This window comes from Bradyrhizobium sp. CER78 (assembly GCF_029846235.1).
Taxonomy (GTDB): Bacteria; Pseudomonadota; Alphaproteobacteria; order Rhizobiales; family Xanthobacteraceae; genus Bradyrhizobium.
In genome coordinates, this window is sequence record NZ_JARVWP010000007.1 from 76,415 (window position 1) to 90,706 (window position 14,292).

The window sequence follows — 14,292 nt, forward strand, 5'->3', positions numbered from 1 at the left end:
AAGGTTATCCTTTCGCTGCCAGGACAGATCTGCGCGATCGGCGGAGGACGCGGGCGAGAATCTTGCCGCGCACCAGACGGCGGTGGTCGCGATGGACCGGATCGGCTGGCGTGCCGGCGCTCCTTCGATCCACGGCATATTTGCAGGAGAATCGCTCGATCGCCCGCAACAGCGCCTGAGCTTGCTCGAATTGATCGGCCGTTTCCTTCACCTCGCCCAGCGACTTGCGCAGAGGCTCAAGCACCTCGATCCGGACGACATGGCCGGACGGTCCGGATCGCTGGTCGAGACTTCGCGTGGCCGGCATCACATCCCCGATCAAGCTTGCGCGATCGCCCTGAAGACGTCCGAGGCCACAACCTCGACCGGCTGCAGCCCATCGACGCTCCTGAGCAGGTTCCGCGAGCGATAATAGTCGACCAGCGGCGCCGTCTGTTCGTTGTAGGCGTCGATGCGTGCCTTGAGCGTTTCATGATTGTCGTCGGCGCGCGCCGCGGCGCCCTGCTCGCGCGTTTCGCGGGCCCTTCGCTCGATCCGATCCAGCAACACCGTTTCATCCGCCTTGAGCTCAACGACATGATCGAGCGTAAGGCCCTCGGTATCGAGCAAGTCGTCGAAGCTGACCGCCTGAGCAATCGTCCGCGGGAAGCCGTCGAGCACAAAACCGCGCTCGGTGTCCGGTTGCGAGATGCGTTCGATCACCGCGGCGATGACGAGCTGATCCGGAACGAGCCCGCCGTTCGCCATCGTCTCCCTGACTTTCCGTCCGATGCAGGTTTCCGCATCGACTGCGGCGCGCAGCATATCTCCGGTGGAGAGATGCGGGATGCCGTACTCCTCAACGAGGCGCCGCGCCTGCGTACCCTTGCCTGCGCCAGGCGGCCCCAGCAGAACAATCCTCATCGCTCGCGTCCTGATACTCATATCCTCGCCAACAACATTGCGACGGCCTCCAGCAGCGGGTGACTCGTCCCCGCCCGCTGCCCGAGCCTCGCCGGAGCTCTTGTCACGCCATCGCCAATCGCGCACTCGGCGCAGGCCGCACCGACAGCAGCAACAGCAATCCGGACAGCAGGTAGAGCGCCATCACGAAGTACATGCTGTAGATGTTGTCGCCGGTGCTGCGCACGATCAGGCCGTTGATCGTGGGACTGATCGCCGGACCGAGGTTTCCGAGGCTGCTGATCAGCGCAAGCCCGCCGGCGGCGGCGCCGGTGGAGAGATATTCGCTGGTCAATGCGAAGAACAGCGGCGTCGCCGACGCAATTCCGATCACGGCAAAGGACAGTGCAAGGATCGATCCGACCAGGTTCCCCTGGAGCAGCGTCGTGATGAGCAGGCCGAGAGCAGCGATGCCGACGCAGGCGGCATAATGCCATCGCCGCTCGTGCCATTTGTCCGAATGGCGGCCGATCAGGATCATGCCAATCACTCCTGCGGCATTCGGGATTGCGGCATATACGCCGACGAGGAACAGATCCTTGACGCCCCAGCTCTGGATCAGGGTCGGCAGCCAGAACACCATCGTGTAGGTCGCGCCGAGCAGCAGCAGATAGACGAACGACAGCACATAGACCTTGGGGTCCTTCAGCATCTGCCCGAACGTCCCCGAGGGCTCGCTCTCGACATCCTTCTCATCGTGCTGGAAGGATTCGGCGAGCAGGGCTTTCTCATCCTTCGACAGCCAGGCGGCCTGTTCGGGCTTGTCCTCAAGCAGGACATAGACAAGGACACCGAGGATCAGCGCCGGCAGTCCCTGCACAAGGAACAGCCACTGCCAGCCATGAAGGCCGACGGCACCGTCGAAGTACTTCAGGATCGAGCCACATAGCGGACCGGCGATCACGGATACGATGGTTGTCGCCGACATGAAGGTCGCGATCACCTGTCCCCGTCGCACCGAGGGATACCAGTAGGTAAAATAGAGAATGACGCCGGGAAAGAATCCGGCCTCGAACACACCGAGCAGGAACCGCACCAGATAGAACTGGAACGGCGTCGACACGAACATCATCGCTGTTGCCGCCAGCCCCCACAGCAGCATGATCCTCAATAGCGTCTTGCGCGCGCCGATCCTCTCCAGGAGCAGGTTGCTCGGCACCTCGAACAGGAAATAGCCGACAAAGAAGATACCCGCGCCAAGGCCGTACACCGCCTCGTCGAACGGCAGGGTCTGCTTCATCTGCAGTTGCGCATAGCCGATATTGATGCGGTCGAGATAGGCGATCATGTAGGCGATCAGCAACAGCGGTATCAGGCGCCAATCGATCTTCGAGAACAGCGATCTATGCGCCGGGCTCTCCAGGACAGACAGCGATCCCTTGCTCGCAGCGGACGGGTGCATTGCGGTTTCCTCCAATGTTCTTCAATTTCGAGAGCCGACGGCGATCCGGCCGCGCCGCGAGCGCCTGGGACGTGATTGCCCAACCCACCGGGCTTGCTAGCTGGCTCGGCTCGCCTTGTCGTTGGCGGCAACCGGCGCTGTCTCATCGGGTTGAATGACCGTTACCAAAGCTGCCGCCGCCGATTTGACCTTCGATTGATCGGCACCCGGCGTCTTCAACTCGACGATCTCGACCTGCGGCAGAGCCTCGATCTCGCGCAACGCCGCCCGCAGATGCTCGATCATCTCGTAGGACTCGTCCTGCGACAGCACCCGTCGGCACGCGGTCAGGCCGAACTCGAGCAGACCGGCATAGCTGTGCACCGTGATGTTCAACGCGCTGCCGTGATAGGGGATCGAGACCGGGAAATAGTGCACCATCCGGGCGCCCGCCATGTAGAGATGCTGCCCCGGACCCGGCACGTTGGAGATCAGCACGTTGCCCGCCGCCGGCAGGCGGCTTGCAAGATTGGAGCGGCCAAGCAGTGAAGCGAGCCCGGTCATCAGCCACGGCGAACCCGTGATCGGCACATCGACACCGAGCACCGGCTTGAGCTCGCGCACCACCGCCTTGGCTGCCTCGGACGAAGCATGGATCGCCTTGAAGCGGGTCGGCAGATCGTCGATGTCGGTCGCCAGGTCAACGCGCACCGCCGAGACCTGGTTGTTCATCGCCTTGTCGCCCTCGGCGCGCAGGCTGACCGGTACCATCGCGATCAACGCTTCCTTGGGCAGCAGACCGCGCTCGGTGAGGAAGCGTTGCAACGCGATGCTGCACATCGCCATGACGATGGTATTGACCGTGCCGCCGACGCGCCTGCCCAGGGCCTTGATGTCGGCGAGCGGCAACGTCATGGTGCTGTAGGAGCGCTGATTGGTGATGGAATCGTTGAACACCGTCTTCGGCGCCAGGCCGAGACTGAGCGAGCGTTCCCCCTTCTCCGAGCGCTGACTGGCCATCACGCTTGCAGCGGTGCCGAGCGCCTTGGCAGCCGTCGGAAGCAGTTCCGCGAGCTTGCGATACTGCTGGGCCGCGTTGTTGGCCGCCGCCTGCAACAGCTCGGTCACACCGAGCTGATATTGCGCGGCGGCACGCTTGCGCCGCGGTGGCGGCACTTCGCGCATCGTGGGCGTGACGTCATAAAGCACCTTGGCGAGCTCGACGCCGGCTTTGCCGTCGACCCCGCTGTGATGGGCCTTGGTGTAGAATGCGACCTGCCCGTTCTCGAGGCCGTCGATGACATACATCTCCCAGAGCGGACGGCTGCGGTCGAGCAGCGAGGCGTGCAACCGCGCGACGAGCTGCTCGAGCTGTGCCATCGTGCCCGGGCGCCGCAAGGTGACGGTGCGGACGTGATAATCGAGTTCGATATCGTCATCCTCGATCCAGACCGGCTCGGCGAGCTGGAACGGCATCTGGGCCAGCTTGCGGTTCAGCAATGCCGAGAGATGCAGCCGCTTGCCGAGCATCTCCTTGACGTCCTCGTAGTAGTCGCCCTGGTAGCCCTCGGGAAGATCGAAGATCATCAGGCTGCCGACATGCATCGGCGTTTCCGGTGTTTCGAGATGCAGGAACGATGCATCCATGCTGCTGAGTTGGTCCATGCTTTCCTCCCGTGGCGCTGTGACGGCAATCGCCGCACCTGACGACCAGTGCCCAAGCCTTGCGGGCCGCGGTCATCGCATTTCTGTCAGGGCCCGATACCGGCGAACGGAGTCCGAGGTTGGGGCTTGCTCCCTCGGCCGCTTCCTGCATCGGCCGGCTCACGCAGGCGATCTCATGCCTGCGCCTGGGCCTTGCGCTCCTCCTCGTCGTAAAGCTCCTTCTTCGAAAGCTTTCCGACCGCGGTCTTCGGCAGCTCGGCGCGGATCTCGAGCGCGTGCACCATCTCGTGCTTGCCGAGCTTGTCCTTTAGAAACGCCTGCAGCTCTTCGAGCTTGAACGGCTTGGCATCCGCCTTCAGCTTGACGAAGGCCTTCGGCGACTGGCCGCGATACTCGTCGCGGATGCCGATCACGGCGACCTCCTCGACCGCCGGATATTTGTAGATCGCCTCTTCGAGGACACGCGGATAGACGTTGAATCCGCTGCACAGGAGCATGTCCTTGGTGCGGTCCACGATGAAGATGAAGCCGTCTTCATCCATGTAGCCGACATCGCCGGTGCGCAGAAACCCGTCGGATGTCGTGACCTCGGCAGTCGCGTCCGGCTTATTCCAGTAGCCCTTCATCACATTGGGGCCGGTGATGCAGATCTCGCCGCGCTCGCCGAGCGGGACGTAGCTGCTGCTGTTGTCGACATCGAGGAACTTGATCACGATTCCGGGCATCGGCATGCCGCAGGAGCCGGCCTTGCGCGTCGCTCCCGGCTGCGCCGGCGTGAAGGTTCCACTCGGCGAGGTCTCGGTCATGCCCCAGCCCTCGCTCAGGCTGCAGCCGGTGATGGACGCGAATTGCTGCGCCACCTCGAGCGGCAGCGGCGCGCCGCCGGACCCGCAATATTTGAGCGTGCGCAGGCTGTGCTTCGGTGTCTCAGGGTGGTTGATCAGCGCGGTGAACATCGTCGGCACCCCGCAGAAGACGCTGACCGATTTCGTCGAGATTTCTTCGAGCGCGGCCTTCGGGTCGAAGCGGACATGCTGGATGATCTCAGCGCCCATCAGGACGCCGAACAGCACATTCACGGACAACGCATAGATGTGGAACGGTGGCAGGACGGCCAAGAAACGCTCCTGCCCATCCACCAGCACCGGCGGCGAGCCCGCCGTTGTGGCCCGGTACTGCTGGCACGCACTGGTCAGATTGGCGTGCGTGAGCATCGCGCCTTTCGGCAGCCCCGTGGTGCCGCCGGTATATTGCAGAACGGCGATCGTCTCGCGCGGATCGGCAATCGGATAGGTCTCGCAGGCACCGTCATTGTGGATCAGCTGGCCAAAGCTGACGTGGTGATCATCCCAGTTGACTTCGCTCAGTTGCTTGGCCGCCTTCATCTCGTTGATGACGGCGTCGGGATCGGCCGTGATCTCGCCAAGCGAACCGACCACGAGTTTCTTCAATCTCGTCTTGCCGAGCATCGCCGCCATCTGCGGGTAGAGCGCAGCCATGTCGAGGGTGATCAGGATATCCGTGCGGCTGTCCTCGATCTTGTGTTCGAGCACCTTGGCGGCGTCGAGCGGCGAGTAATTGACCGCCGTGCCGCCGGCCTTGAGGATGCCGAAGAACGCAATGATGTAGTGCGGCGTGTTGGGCAGATAGAGGCCGACATGGACGCCCGGCTTCACGCCGAGCAGCTGCAGGCCCTTGGCCACGCGATCGGTGAGCCGCCCGAGCTCGGCGTAACTGATCCGCTTGCCCATGAAATCGATGGCAGGACGCATCGGCCATTTGGCAACGGCCTCGTCGAGAATCCCTTGCACAGGTCCGGGAGCGATCTCGATATCCCAGTGCACGCCGTCGGGATAGGATCGGATCCAGGGCATGTCGTTCATGAGATCTCTCCCTCTATGGTCTCTGAGGTCAGACGGCCGTGACGCCGCCGTCGACCGCAATGGTCTGGCCGGTGATGAATGCACACGCATCGGAGGCAAGCAGCGCGGCGACGCCCTTGAGATCTTCGGGACCGCCCTCGCGGTTCATCGGCGCCATGTGTGCGGTCGCACTCTGATCGAGTTGCGCGGTCATCTTGGTCGGGAAATAGCCCGGCGCGATCGCATTGACGTTGATGCCGAGCGGTGCCCATTCATTTGCCAGCGTGCGGGTCAGGTTGACGACCGCGCCCTTGCTGGCGTTGTAGGCCAGCGTCGGCGTGCCTTCCGGATAGCAGCCGGTCAGTCCCTGGATCGAGGCAATGTTAATCACCTTGCCGCGCCGCCGCGGCACCATGCAGCGGCGGCCGACCTCCTGCGTGGCGATGAAGATCGCGGTCACGTTCAGGTTGATCACCTTGTTCCAGCCGTCGAGCGTGTGCTCGATCGTCGGGGCGCCCCATGAAGTGCCGGCATTGTTGACCAGGATGTCGATCGGTCCGAGCGCGGCCACGACCTGCTCGACCATCGGCGGGATCGTCTCCAGCCTGCCCATGTCGCAAACCACCGGCAGCGCCTCGATCCCCAGTCCTTTCAGGTGCGCGGCCGCGGTCTCGAGCTCGTCGTGCTTGCGAGCGGTGATCGCGACCTTTGCGCCGAGCTCGCCCAGCACCTCGGCGATCTGAAGACCAAGGCCTCTCGATCCGCCCGTCACGAGCGCGACGCGGCCGGTCAGGTCCTGCAACTTGGCGAGACTCATGGCTTCCTCCGGTGGGTTGGCTCCTCGCGCGCGCAGCGCTACTTCGGCTGCAGCAACTTCTGAAGGTTCGCGAAATTCTCCTGCATGCGGTCCTGCATGACTTTCCAGGCGTTATTGCGCGCCTGCGCCTCCAGCTGCGACAGCTCGCGGAAGTTCGCGACCGCCTTCTCGACCTGCTGCTTGGCGTTCTCCGCCTGCTTGGTCATGGCTTCGCCGCTGGCGAAGTCCTTCATCCCCGCCTGCCACTGCGCGAGCGTTTCCTGCAGGATCTCGTTGCGTCGGCTGACCATCGCCTGGATGCCTTCGTAGGCCTGCCGGTTCGCTTCCGCCAACGCCTCCATGTCCTTGCGTTGCCACTCGATCAGCGCGGCGATGTCGATCCCGGGCAGCGTGAACCTCTCGGCCATTTTCTTCAGGTCCCCGAGCCACGGCATCGCGCCCATGCTCATTGCGTCGGATTGGCTGTCATCGGTCCCCATCGATGTCCTCCTTCTGGTATTTGGCTGATGGCGGCGAAAACGCCGTCCAGTGGACTGCGCGTCAGGCCGCGGACGGCGACCGAAACAGAGTGAGACTGTCCTCGGCGCGATCCGGATCGGGGTACACCAGGCCGCGGAGACCGCTGCGGTCGAATGGCGACCATTCCCCCTCTTGCAGCGCGAGCCGATCGGCGATCGCATAGAGCACGGCTGGATTGTGTCCGAGCCCGCAATGACTGCCTTCGACCTCGATGTTCTGCGTCCGGTCGGCATGCTGCTCGCGGCAGCCCCACCACGAGACGATGCCGTCGGTGCGCGAGTAGATCGCCGTGCTCGGCACCGGCGGCGGCAGCTTCATCGTATCCCGATCGGGCCAGTCATCGACACGGCGTTCGCTCAGGACTTCATACAGACGCCACGCATTGCTCGCCTTCGGCTCGTTGGCGAACGGGCTGCCGAGTGTGATCACCTGACGCACCAGCTCGGGCGTGCGCCGTGCAATCTCGCGCGCGAAGACCCCGCCAAGGCTCCATCCGATCAGGCTGACCTTGCGCTGGTATCGCTCGGCGAGCTCGGCCAACCTTGCGTCCATGGCGGCCTCGACACCCGGTCGCGGTCCGCGATTGGGCCCGAGCTTCCAGCCGTGCACCGCATAGCCTTGCGCCTTCAGGTAGGCGCGCAACGGTCGCGTGGAGATATCGCTGGCGGAGAGCCCCGGCAGTACGAGCACCGGATGTCCATCGCCGCGCGGTGCGCGCCGAAGCAGCGGATAGCTTGCGAAGAAGGCCTGCAGCTCCCAGATCCCGCGCATCTCGAGCGCGAGCAGAAGTTGCGACGGCGGCGCGGAACGATCGACGGCCGTATTCATGTCAGAATGTCCCCTCCCGGATCGCGTGGAATGTCCCCCACAACCCGTCATTTTTGATCGCTGTCACGCTTTGCGAGCGGCTCCATACCAATCCGACCGCGCAGCCGTGCATTCTTTTGGTCTCAAAACGCTATCGGGCAGGTCAGATGGGTAAAAGGTGCAATTGGCCCGCTTGAGCGGTTAGTTTGGGACATCCGCCAATGATTCCTGCACGCGTGCTGCAACGCTCGTTGCCGGGCCGTTGCGGAAGTCCGACGGGCTTTTGCCGGTCCAGCGCACGAAGGCGTGGCGGAAATTCGCCGCGTCGCTGTAGCCAAGCCGCGCGGCGATCTCGTCATTGGTCATTTGGGTGTTGCGCAGATAGCCGACCGCGAGCTGCATCCGGACCTCGGAGACGACCTGCCGGTAGGTCTTCTGCTGCAGCTGCAGCCTGCGGCGGAATGTCCGCGGATGAATCGCGAACTCCGCCGCCATTGCCTCGATGCTCGGAAAGCGGCCGGGATGTTCGAGAAGCCGTTGCCGGATGTCGGCGGCGAGGCCATCGTCATGCCCGATCCGAGCAAGATGCTGATGGCAGATTCGGCCCGCCATTGCCCTGGTCATCTCGTCGGGGCGGGCCGCCGGATGGTCGATCCAGGCCGTGTCGAACTCCAGCACGTTCTTGCACTGGCCGAACGCGACCGGACACTGAAAGATGCGATCGTAGGTTTTGGCGTGGGGCGGCGTCGTGTAGGCAGCGCTGAGCTTCGAGAAGCGGAACGAGCCGCCATAGATGTCGCGGCTCAGCGTCTGATAGGCCGCAAAGGCGAACTCAAGCGCGAATCGATAGACGTCATGAGCGGGATCGCGAGAGAGCAGAGGGTCGAACAGGCAGCTCGCGGTATCGTCCTTGCGGGTAAAGTCGATGTCGGCGACTGTACCCAGGACGCGGCCGTACTTGGCGGCGAAGTCAATGACTTCGGCGCGGGTCGGGCTGCTCAGCATGGCATAACCATACATGCCGTAGGCCAGGACATGCATTCGTGCGCCGGCACGAAACGCGATCGCCGGATCCCGCGACAACCGCATCGCATTGCGAAACACGGTCTCGACCTGCCGATAGGAGACGCGCACTGACGAATCCCTGAGATCGGCACTCGTCAGATTGGCGCCGCCGAGCGTGCGCGGCGCCGAGATCCCGTCCTCGGACAGGACATCCACCACCGCAGCGATCCGTTGCGGCGAATAGAGACACTGCAGGAGATTTGGTGACGGGTGATACACGAGCTTCCTTGTCCGCCTTCGGCGTCTGCTTGCCAGCCCCGCAATCCGGTTCCTCGCTACCTGCTGGGAGGCTAGTGAGCCGGACCGGGCAGCGGAAGGTTCGATTGGTCGTGTTTGAAGGTGAATTCCGGACAGAACCGGCCAAAAGAAAGACCGCCGAGGGAGGGCGGTCCAAGTAGGGAGAACGCGATCGCGAGCGCAATCACGGCCCCGAGCATAAGCGCGCTATCGCTGCACAAAAGGTTCGATTGAGCCAATTTGGCGGTGAACTACGGACAGAGCTCCCCTGGATATGCTGGGGTTACAGTCCCTCGTCACTTCGAAACTCGGAGGGATTCCTGCCGGTCCAGCGCAGGAAGGCGTGGCGGAAATTGGCCGCGTCGCTGTAGCCCAGCCGGCTCGCGATCTCCTCATTGGTCATGCGTGTCTTGCGCAGATACTCGATCGCAAGCCGCATGCGCACCTCCGCAAGCAGATCGCGATATGAAGTGCCCTCCGCCTCGAGCCTGCGCCGCAGCGCCCGGGGATAGATGTCGAGCTGCTCGGCGATCGCCTCGATGCTTGGATAGCGACCCGGCTGCTCGATCAATAGCCGGCGGATATCTGCGGCGACACCGCCGGCGCGATTGACCTCACCGAGTATCTCCTCGCACATCTCCCGCGCCATGGCATGGGTTCGCGGATCTGCCAGCGTCCGCGGACCGTCATTGCGTGCGTATTCGTATCCGCAATGAAGTTGATTGAAGAGCACCGGACATTGGAAAAGGCTCTGATACGCTGCGGTGGACGGCGGCGGCGCATAGTCGAGCAGCACGCGCGAAAACCCGAAGCTCGGACCGGAGCGGTCGCGAATGGTGGTCAGATGCGCGGCGAGCGCGAACTCCACCGCGAAGCGATGCACGCTCTCGGTCGGATTCGGCCAGTGCATGGGCTGGAAGGTTCCCACCACCCTCTCACCACTATAGGAGAGGCCAAAATCGCAGAACGGGCCCACCACGCGGATGTACCGCGCCGCGAAGTTACGCGCCTCCGCGTGCGTTGCGCTGCTCAGCAGCGCGTATCCGTACATGCCATAGGCGGTGACATGCATTCGCGCGCCCGAGTGCAGCGCAATAGCGGGGTCCCCTGCCAGCCGCAGCGCATTGCGGATCACCGTGTCGAGCTGCCGATACGATATTCGCGTCGTATGGGACTCGAGCTGGGCGATGCCAAGCCTGGTCCCCTCGAGGACCGTCGATGGATCAATGCCTTGCTCGCCAAGCTCGGCCGCAATAGCCGCGATCGAATGCGGCGGGAAGATGCGCTGCGAAAAACCGGCTGACGTTCGACTTGGCGGTTCGCTGGCCTGCGGATCTTGCCTGGTCATGACGACCGCTTGCCCCCTGGCATTCCGCACGCTCCTCCCCTGCTGTTAATCGACCAGTCTGAGCGTAAGCCCGATCGCGTGCGCGACGCAATGATCCCATAGCGCGGGCCGTACGCGCCGCAGTCCGCGTCCGGAAGTCACCCGGCCAGCGGTCCAATCGCACCTTTCTCCGTTTCGCAAGATCGCTAGGCTCGCGATGCCTTGCGCGACAACCGGCATGCAGCCGGAGGCGCGCATTGACCAAGCGTTATCAAGGGAGGAGCGGATGCGACGGGAAGACGTTCTCAAGCAGCTGACGACGCCGATCGGCGCACCGGCATTTCCCCGCGGACCGTTTCGCTTCAACAACCGCGAATACCTCAATATCCTGTATCGCACCGATATCGACGCGTTGCGCGCCGTAGTCCCCGAGCCGCTGGAGATCGACGATCCGCTGGTCCGCTGGGAGATCATGCGGATGCCCGACACCTCGGGTCTCGGCGACTACACCGAATGCGGCCAGGCGGTCCAGGTGCGCTTTGGCGACGAGAAGGGTGAGTACCTTCACGCGATGTATCTCGACAATTTGCCGGCGCTGGCGTCCGGCCGCGAAATCAGCGGCTACCCAAAGGTGATCGGCAAGCCGAGGCTCTACGTCGATTCCGACACGCTGGTGGGCACGATGGATTACGGCACGCTGCGGGTTGCGACCGCGACAATGGGCTACAAGCACCGTGCGCTGGACCTCGAGAAGGCAAAGGCCGAGATCTGCGTGCCGACCTTCATGCTGAAAATCCTGTGGACCTATGACAGCCCGAAGCCGGCGGGCGAGCCACGCATCTGCGAGCTGCTGCGCTCCGAGATCACCGACATCACCGTCAAGGGCGCATGGACCGGCCCGGCGCGGCTCGAGCTGTTCGCCCACGCATTGGCACCGATGGCCGACTTTCCGGTACGCGAGATCGTCGCGTGCAGCCACATCATGACCGACCTGACGCTGTCCCGCGCCAAGCGCTGCCACAACTATCTCGATCAGCCGCGCTGAGCGGGCGCGCCGGAGGAAACCATGCCATCATCCGCAGATCGTGCCGTCGTGCTCAACCGGTATCGCAATGTGTGCGTGATCGGAGCCGGCGTCATCGGATCCTCTTGGGCAGCGCTGTTTCTCGCGCACGGGCTCAACGTCGTGATCAACGACCCGCAGCCCGACATCGAGGCTGTCGTCAAGGCCGCGCTGATCAAGATCGCACCGACGCTGCTGAAGCTTGGTCTGCCGCATGAGGGGTTGGAGCGCAACCTGCGCTTCGAGCCGGACCTGGCGCGCGCCGTCGCCGGTGCCGACCTGGTGCAGGAGAACGGTCCGGAGAAACCCGAATGGAAACAGCAGCTCTGGGCGCGGATCGAGGCTGCGGTACCGAAACATGCGCTGTTGCTGTCATCCAGCTCGGCGCGGCCCGCCACAGAGCAGGCACAAGAGATGAAGGATGCAAGTCGGCTGCTGGTCGGCCACCCCTTCAATCCGCCGCATCTCATTCCATTGGTCGAGGTCGTTCCCGGCGACCGAACCGATCCGGCAGCGACCGCCGACGCCGTGGCGTTCTATGAGGCGCTCGGCAAGGTGCCGCGCGTGCTCAAGAAGGAGATCCAGGGTTTTGTCGCCAACCGGCTGCAGCGCGCGATCATGCGCGAGGCCTGCTATCTGGTGCAGGAGGGCGTCGTCACGGTCGACGAGTTGGACGATATCGTCACCAGCTCGATCGGCCTGCGCTGGGCGGTGAACGGGCCATTCAGCTCGTTCCACATGGGCGGCGGACCGAACGGGCTCGAATCGTTCTTCCAGCACCTCGGCAAGAACATGGCCGCGTCGTTCAAGGTGATTCCGCAAGTCGACCTCGACGAGGCGCTGCAGCGCCGGATCATCGACCAGGCTGCAGCGTCGTTCGGCAGGACGCCGATTCCGCAGATGGAGCGCGCACGCGACGACACCCAGGTGGCGCTGCTGCATGTGCTGGCGGCACGCAACGGAAGGGATCGCACATAACCGGCTCGCCTCGGGCGGCATGCAATCGCAGGCCCAAGGGGTGCTGTTTCGAGACAAGGTCATCCGGTCGGCGACACCCGACGAGCCTGGAATGATTCCAAAGCAATCGAGCGGAGACGGACTCATATGAGCATCTTCGAGGGTTTGAAGGTCATCGACTGCGGCAGCTTCATCGCCGCCCCGACCGCAGCAACGCTGTTGGGAGATTTCGGCGCCGACGTGATCAAGATCGAACCGCCCGGCGCAGGCGACGCGTTCCGTCAGGTGCCTAAACTGCCGGGCATGCCGAGATCCGACCAGCCCTATGGCTGGCTGCTCGATAACCGCAACAAGCGCGGCCTCGCGCTCGATCTGTCAAAACCCGAAGGCCAGGCGGTGCTGCACCGCCTCGCCTCGACCGCGGACGTGTTCATCACCAATTATCCTCTCGCCGTCCGCAAGAAGCTTTCGATCGGCTACGAGCGGCTCGCCGCGATGAACGATCGGCTGATCTACGCATCCTTCACCGGATATGGCGAAACCGGCGACGAGGCAGGAAAGCCGGGCTTCGATGTCACTGCCTACTGGGCGCGCTCAGGCCTGATGGACATGGTGCGGAGCGACGCCAGCACGCCGCCTGCACGGGCGCTCGCCGGCATGGGCGACCATCCGTCCGGCGTTTCGCTGTTCGCGGCGGTCGCGGTAGCGCTGTATCAGCGCGAGCGTACCGGCCGCGGCACCCAGGTCGGCTCCTCGTTGCTGGCGAACGGCGTCTGGTCGAACGGCATCATGGCGCAAGCGGCGCTGTGCGGGGCGACCTTCACGCCACGACCGCCGCGCGAGAACCTGTTCAATGCGCTCGGCTGTTACTACCGCTGTCGCGACGGCCGCTGGCTGCTGCTCGCGATCGTCAACGAGCAGCGCGACTTTCCGACCGTCGCGAAATGCCTCGGCCTCGACCACCTGCTCACTGATCCACGCTTTGCCAAGCAGACCGACCGGTTCGCCCGCTCGGCGGAACTGATCGCGCTGTTCGACGCGGCCTTCGCGACGCGCGACCGCGACGAGTGGCGCGCGCGGCTCGATGAGGCAGGCATCGTCTTCGAATGCGTTGCCGAGATGGGCGACCTGTCCGCCGACCGGCAAATGCTGGCAGCAGGCGTGCTGGTGCCGTTCGAGAACGACGCAATGTTGACCATCGACAGCCCGTTCTTTGTCGACGGCGCGACCAAGGTGAAGCCGCGCAAGGCACCCGCGGTCGGCGAACACAGCACAGAGATATTGCGGGAAGCCGGCTACGATGACGCGGCCATCGCCGGAATGCGCGACAGCAAGATCCTTGCATGACACGCTGACCGTCAGGCGATGCCTGACAGGTTCATGGCGCGCGCGAAAAGGCCGCGCCCTCGGTTGAGGAGCGCGGCCAGTCTCGAGGCGCCCGAACCGGGGGGCACCACAGCGGCGGTGCGGCGCAGCTGAGGTTCGGAAGGCACCTCGGAGAGGAATCAGCTAGAGCCTGAGGTGCGCCAGTGCCGGCCGATGGATCGTGTTACCGCGAGTCGCCCCACACATCTCAACCCCTTGACCAACCATTGCGTTTCCGGTCGATGGCCAGTCTATGCACGGAGTTCGTCTGCGAGGAGGTTCGAC

The 14,292-nt window shown here is 63.9% G+C and carries 14 protein-coding genes; 4 read left to right on the forward strand and 10 right to left on the reverse strand.

All coding sequences use genetic code 11. The features are described 5' to 3' along the window. Nucleotides 1-4: 4 nt before the first annotated feature. The 10 genes from QDT69_RS16905 to QDT69_RS16950 form a co-directional block, all read right to left on the reverse strand. Nucleotides 5-307, reverse strand: a complete 303-nt coding sequence (locus tag QDT69_RS16905) for a hypothetical protein (RefSeq protein WP_279707608.1) — start codon at nt 305-307, stop codon at nt 5-7. A gap of 11 nt (nt 308-318) precedes the next feature. After that, nucleotides 319-903 (reverse strand): adenylate kinase, encoded by a 585-nt coding sequence (locus QDT69_RS16910; protein WP_050419424.1) that lies wholly within the window; start codon nt 901-903, stop codon nt 319-321. A 103-nt stretch (nt 904-1,006) separates the two neighbouring features. Next, nucleotides 1,007-2,344, reverse strand: coding sequence for an MFS transporter (locus tag QDT69_RS16915; protein WP_279707609.1), 1,338 nt, complete (start codon nt 2,342-2,344; stop codon nt 1,007-1,009). Between the two features lie 96 nt (nt 2,345-2,440). Continuing rightward, nucleotides 2,441-3,988, reverse strand: a complete 1,548-nt coding sequence (locus tag QDT69_RS16920; RefSeq protein ID WP_279707610.1) for a wax ester/triacylglycerol synthase family O-acyltransferase — start codon at nt 3,986-3,988, stop codon at nt 2,441-2,443. A gap of 173 nt (nt 3,989-4,161) precedes the next feature. Beyond that, the gene (locus QDT69_RS16925) at nt 4,162-5,871 is read right to left on the reverse strand and encodes a long-chain fatty acid--CoA ligase (protein ID WP_279707611.1); all 1,710 of its coding nucleotides are present in this window, start codon (nt 5,869-5,871) and stop codon (nt 4,162-4,164) included. Nucleotides 5,872-5,899: 28 nt separating this feature from the next. Beyond that, nucleotides 5,900-6,667, reverse strand: coding sequence for an SDR family oxidoreductase (locus tag QDT69_RS16930; RefSeq protein WP_279707612.1), 768 nt, complete (start codon nt 6,665-6,667; stop codon nt 5,900-5,902). 38 nt (nt 6,668-6,705) lie between these two features. Beyond that, on the reverse strand, nt 6,706-7,110 hold the full coding sequence (locus QDT69_RS16935) for a phasin family protein (protein WP_279707613.1): 405 nt from the start codon (nt 7,108-7,110) through the stop codon (nt 6,706-6,708). Between the two features lie 97 nt (nt 7,111-7,207). Continuing rightward, a complete protein-coding gene (locus tag QDT69_RS16940; RefSeq protein WP_279707614.1) occupies nt 7,208-8,014 on the reverse strand; it encodes an alpha/beta hydrolase in 807 nt (268 codons plus the stop codon). Nucleotides 8,015-8,194: 180 nt separating this feature from the next. Continuing rightward, the gene (locus tag QDT69_RS16945) at nt 8,195-9,217 is read right to left on the reverse strand and encodes an AraC family transcriptional regulator (RefSeq protein ID WP_279707615.1); all 1,023 of its coding nucleotides are present in this window, start codon (nt 9,215-9,217) and stop codon (nt 8,195-8,197) included. Between the two features lie 361 nt (nt 9,218-9,578). Beyond that, on the reverse strand, nt 9,579-10,523 hold the full coding sequence (locus tag QDT69_RS16950) for an AraC family transcriptional regulator (RefSeq protein WP_279707895.1): 945 nt from the start codon (nt 10,521-10,523) through the stop codon (nt 9,579-9,581). Here QDT69_RS16950 and QDT69_RS16955 point away from each other — a divergent pair. The 4 genes from QDT69_RS16955 to QDT69_RS16970 all read left to right on the forward strand — a co-directional run bounded on the left by QDT69_RS16955 (nt 10,464) and on the right by QDT69_RS16970 (nt 13,989). Further along, the gene (locus QDT69_RS16955; protein ID WP_279707915.1) at nt 10,464-10,598 is read left to right on the forward strand and encodes a hypothetical protein; all 135 of its coding nucleotides are present in this window, start codon (nt 10,464-10,466) and stop codon (nt 10,596-10,598) included. The genes QDT69_RS16950 and QDT69_RS16955 overlap by 60 nt on opposite strands. Nucleotides 10,599-10,908: 310 nt before the next feature. Further along, nucleotides 10,909-11,667, forward strand: a complete 759-nt coding sequence (locus QDT69_RS16960) for an acetoacetate decarboxylase (protein WP_279707616.1) — start codon at nt 10,909-10,911, stop codon at nt 11,665-11,667. Nucleotides 11,668-11,688: 21 nt separating this feature from the next. After that, nucleotides 11,689-12,663, forward strand: a complete 975-nt coding sequence (locus QDT69_RS16965) for a 3-hydroxyacyl-CoA dehydrogenase NAD-binding domain-containing protein (protein WP_279707617.1) — start codon at nt 11,689-11,691, stop codon at nt 12,661-12,663. Between the two features lie 126 nt (nt 12,664-12,789). After that, nucleotides 12,790-13,989, forward strand: a complete 1,200-nt coding sequence (locus QDT69_RS16970) for a CoA transferase (protein WP_279707618.1) — start codon at nt 12,790-12,792, stop codon at nt 13,987-13,989. Nucleotides 13,990-14,292: the final 303 nt, after the last annotated feature.